The sequence below is a fragment of the Paenibacillus sp. OT2-17 genome (genome assembly GCF_009827695.1).
Lineage (GTDB): Bacteria > Bacillota > Bacilli > Paenibacillales > Paenibacillaceae > Paenibacillus > Paenibacillus polymyxa_B.
In genome coordinates this window covers 1-4,772 of the sequence record NZ_WUDQ01000279.1, presented here as the reverse complement: position 1 = coordinate 4,772, position 4,772 = coordinate 1, and the positions used below count along the sequence as shown (strand labels likewise).

Below are 4,772 nucleotides of genomic sequence, written 5' to 3'. Positions count from 1 at the left end.
TGCGAATGTCCCCCTGGCCGGGATAATTCGTTCCGTCTGCGAACCATAAGCTAAAATCGTTAGAGCCCGTTTCCTTCGCAATATCCACGCATTCCAGCAAATGGTTGATGGCCTTGCGGCGGATGGCCGGGTCTACATTGGTGACACTGCCGAGCATGTAGTCCTCGTCTTGAAACAGGTTGGGATTCACGGCCCCAATCTGTAGTCCCAAGCTTTCGGCATGACTGCGAAGCTTGCCGTAATTGTCTACTGTATCCCACGGAATGTGGATCGCAACGGATGGACATAAGCCTGTCACGGCATGAGCCTGCGCGGCATCCTCCAGCTTTTCGAACGGATCACGCGGCACGCCCGTTTTCTGAAAGACTTTAAACCGTGTACCTGAGTCGCCATATCCCCAGGATGGTGTTTCTATGCTAAGCGCTTTCAGCTTTGCCTTTACTTGCTCCAGGTCAATGCCCCGTTGTTGCTGTTGCTCCTCGAATAAGGCGTACGCTTTGTCACTCATCGTGGTTCCTCCTTGGAAAATGAAGTGAGTTACGGGAGGCCGCTTCGCGTGCGGATTGTTCTTCCGATCGCTGTTGCAACGGGATTTTTCATTTTATAACACATGATAAGGTTAAAATCCCGTTGCAAAGGCGAACACATCGTTTCTTCAGAACAATTCCGCCCGCTCTGCTGCTGACCACCCATAAAGTCACTTCTATTTTTAAAGTGTTAGTGTGTATAAGCCCTTCGAAACTATCGTCATGTGGCTTGGATTAGTGAAATAGATTAGTACATTAAATTAGTTCATTATAATCCTAAGTGTTGAGCCGTTGAAATGAGTCTATCGCTTACATAGGTTCATTTTAATTCGGCTAGCGCGTAAATGCTGCAGGGACGCCACCGTCGATGGTCAGCATACAACCTGTCGTTTTCTCAGCCTTGGATGAGGCGAAAAAGGCAATGCCCTCGGCGATATCCTGCGGGTAAATGTTGACCAGCAGCGTCGTCCGTTTGCGGTAATGTTCCTCCAGCTGGTCGGGCTCAATCCCGTAGGCGGCAGCGCGCTCGTTGCGCCAATTGGAGTTCCAGATTGCCGAGCCTTGCAGAATGGCATCCGGCAAAATGGTGTTCACACGGATACCATATTCACCGCCTTCTGCGGCAATACAACGGGCTAAATGCGCTTCCAGCGCCTTGACCGAGCTGTAGGCTGTTACATTTTTTCCTGCGTAGACCGAGTTTTTGGAACCGACGAACACCATGCTGCCGCCAAGTGTCTGCTCCTTCATGAGCTTGAACGCTTCTCGTGCAACCAGAAAATAACCCGTTCCCAGCACATTCACATTTAAATTCCATTCCTTTAACGATGTTTCATCGAACGGACTGGATGTAGCAAGGCCTGCATTGTTGACGATGGTATCTACACCGCCATAGGTCAATGCCGTTTCTGCATAGGCAGCCTGAATTTGCTCCTCCTGCGTCACATCCATTTTTACGGCGATGGCACGATTTTCTCCGTAGCTACTATTTATCTCTGCGGCTACCTTTTGCGCGCCTTCCAGATTCAGATCTGCCAGTACGACATGTGCGCCTTCATCCACCAAACGACGTGCGGTTGCACTGCCAATTCCGCCTGCACCGCCTGTAATGAACGCAATTTTACGGGAAAATTCAGCTTCTACTGGCGCGAGTGACAGCTTATAAAGCTCCAGCGGCCAATATTCCACGTTATATGACTCGTTCTCGCTGAGTGAAACAAACTCTCCTAACGCCGTTGCTCCTCGCATGACAGCAATAGCCCGATGATACAAGGCGCCGCTTACCTGCGCGTTGCTCCAGCTTTTTCCTGTGTTGATCATACCAATACCCGGAATCAAAATTACACGTGGCGCAGCCTCAAACATAACATCTCCCTCATGCCGATTGCGCTCGAAATAAGCTTGATACTGCTCCTTATAGGCTGCTATACCCTCGGCAAGCTTAACTTTCAAGCCCTCTACATCCTCCACATCCGGTGTCCAATCTACATAGAGTGGCTTCATCTTGGTATGGACCAGATGATCCGGGCACGCAGCCCCGACCTGGGATAAAGCAGCAGAATCCCGGCCGTTCACAAACTCCAACACATCCTCCGCGACATCAAAGGTGAGGATCATCTTTTTCTCATCACTGACTGCACCACGGACGGATGGCATGACCTGGGATGCAATGCTACGGCGTTCTTTATAAGTAAGCGCTTTATATTTTGTGCCTCCAAATGCCTGCTTTTCCTCTTGACGAGCTTTAATATAGCTTTCTGCTTCTTGAATGATTTCGATTGTTTTCGCATAAGCAGCTTCGGATGTCTCTCCCCACGTAACCAGACCATGCTTTTCCATCAATACCAATTCAGCTTGTGGATGATCGAGTACACCTTGGGCAATCATTTTCGATAGCTTAAAGCCAGGACGGATATAAGGCACCCATACAAAACGGTCACCGAAAATTTCCTTAGCGATTTCCTTGCCGTTGTGCGCACAGCACAAGCTAATAATCGCGTCCGGGTGTGTATGATCCACATGTCTAAAAGGCAGAAAAGCATGCAATAGCGTCTCAATTGAAGCCCGTGGATGCTTGGCATCTATCATACAGTTCGCCAAATATGCGACCATATCCTCGTCAGACATATCTTCCCTTTCAAATAAAGGACGAATATCCTCCATACGAAGCCCTGTGAAGTTATGCGCTTTCATTGTTGCGAGATCGGAACCGCTGCCCTTAACGTACATCACTTCTACTTCACGCCCACGAAAATCTTGTATCATCGTTTTGACCGAAGTGTTGCCGCCTCCCCAGTTGCACACACTCCTATCTGTGCCAATCAGGTTAGAACGGTATACGAGCTGTTCCAGCGTGCTTTTCTGCTCAGATGCTTGTGAAGAAATCCACAGACTTTGTACCATAGGAAAAAGACCTCCAAGTTTAGTTTTAGTTTTGAAAGGCTTTATTAAAGTGGTTATTCTTTGTTTATGGAGACTATAACACTTTTGTTTTAATTTGAAAATAAGTAATACAAAAATAATCAAAAATAAATTTTAATTTTTACCCATCTATAAAACGGATATATTCATTGTAAAACGATCATTTCCACGCAGAAAATAAAGGCCATGTCAGAATCGGTTATAAGAACCTTTCTGGCACAGCCTCATTTGTTTAACTCATCTAATTACCCAACTATACGCATCACTTTGGCTAGCAGCTCATACGAGCGCAGGCGCGCTTGATGGTCATATACCTGAGAGGTTGTAATCAGCTCATTGGCTCTCGTCTGGTCGATTATCAAATCCATCTTTTGCTTGACGGTGTCAGGACTGCCGATGGCTGAATACCCCAGCATATTACCACGAACCATCTCCTTCTCGTGCTCACTCCAAAGCTTTTCCATGTCATCCACTGGTGGCTTCAGTCCTCCGCTGTGCCCGCGCAGCACATTTAGAAACTGCTGTTCTTGTGAAGTAAAGAGCCATTTTGCTTCCTCATCAGAATCTGCAACAAGCACATTAACACCGACCATCACATATGGCTTATCCAGTGCTTTGGATGGCCGAAAATTGCGATGATACAACTCTAAAGCCTGTAACAAATGAGCCGGGGCAAAGTGGCTGGCGAACGCGAACGGCAACCCAAGCTGACCTGCCAGCTGTGCGCTGAATCCGCTTGATCCCAGTAACCAGATGGGAATGTCCAGCCCCTCTCCAGGAATCGCTCTTACTCCCGGAACGGCTCCGTTTAGCGCTGGATTCAGGTAAGAACGCAGTTCATTCAATTGCTCGGGGAAATCTTCCCCAGTACTGTGAAGCCCTCGCCGCAGTGCCCTCATCGCGGGTTGATCCGTGCCTGGAGCCCGGCCAAGTCCCAGATCAATTCGTCCCGGATAGAGCGACTCTAGGGTTCCAAACTGCTCTGCAATCATGAGTGGAGCATGGTTAGCCAGCATAATACCGCCTGAACCGACCCGAATCTTGTCTGTATGTGCAGCTACATGCCCGATGATCACGGACGTAGCCGCACTGGCGACCGCCTGCATGTTATGATGCTCCGTTAGCCAGTACCGATGGTACCCCCATTGTTCAGCATGCTGGGCAAGATCCACCGTGTCGCGGAAGGAATCGGCAGGAGTGCCGCCTTCAATGACAGGTGCAAGATCTAATATAGATAGTGCAACGTTACGCGTAGTCATTATATATAAACCCCCTGTCAAAATATTATTTTACATATTTCCCTCAACGTCTTAATTCTTTGACCCATCAATTGATACGTCAATTATGATAATGTGTTCCGTTATGAATTGCAAATGATTTAAATTTTTAGTTTTTATCAAAAAACAGTTTACTTTTATAATAAGCTCATCTATTATGCAATATATGTGGATAATGTTTATCCACATTAGCCTGGTTATAAATATTGAGGTGATTGCTAGTGCATATGAAAACAGGTGTCGAACAATCTGTCTACGCTCTTCTTCTACTCACGATGCTGCCGGACAAAGCCGTTTTACCTGGGGAGGCCATCAGCCAGCAGTTAGGTGCTTCACCTACTTATTTTCATAAACTGTTACGAAAATTGGTTAGTTCCGATTTGATTACTTCTGTACCTGGTGTCAAGGGTGGGTTCAAATTAAAGAAAAAACCTGAGGATATACGGGTATTTGATATTTATCTAGCGATTGAGGGACAACAAACCCTTTATTCTTCCAGTGGTATATACAACGAAATGCTTGAATTAAAGAAAGACGATCAGTGTTG

3 protein-coding genes and 1 pseudogene are annotated in these 4,772 nt (G+C 47.0%); 1 reads left to right on the top strand and 3 read right to left on the bottom strand.

Annotated elements, in window-relative coordinates; all coding sequences use genetic code 11:
- From GRP75_RS19470 to GRP75_RS19460, 3 genes and pseudogenes are all read right to left on the bottom strand, one after another.
- A pseudogene (locus GRP75_RS19470) lies at positions 1–508 on the bottom strand (sugar isomerase); the annotation flags it as partial.
- 352 nt (positions 509–860) lie between these two features.
- A complete protein-coding gene (locus tag GRP75_RS19465; protein WP_160790104.1) occupies positions 861–2,930 on the bottom strand; it encodes a bifunctional aldolase/short-chain dehydrogenase in 2,070 nt (689 codons plus the stop codon).
- A 263-nt stretch (positions 2,931–3,193) separates the two neighbouring features.
- A complete protein-coding gene (locus GRP75_RS19460) occupies positions 3,194–4,207 on the bottom strand; it encodes an LLM class flavin-dependent oxidoreductase (RefSeq protein WP_023988418.1) in 1,014 nt (337 codons plus the stop codon).
- Between the two features lie 239 nt (positions 4,208–4,446).
- Between GRP75_RS19460 and GRP75_RS19455 the strand changes: the two genes are divergently transcribed.
- A partial coding sequence (locus GRP75_RS19455; RefSeq protein WP_160790103.1) for an Rrf2 family transcriptional regulator occupies positions 4,447–4,772 on the top strand: 326 nt, incomplete at its 3' end.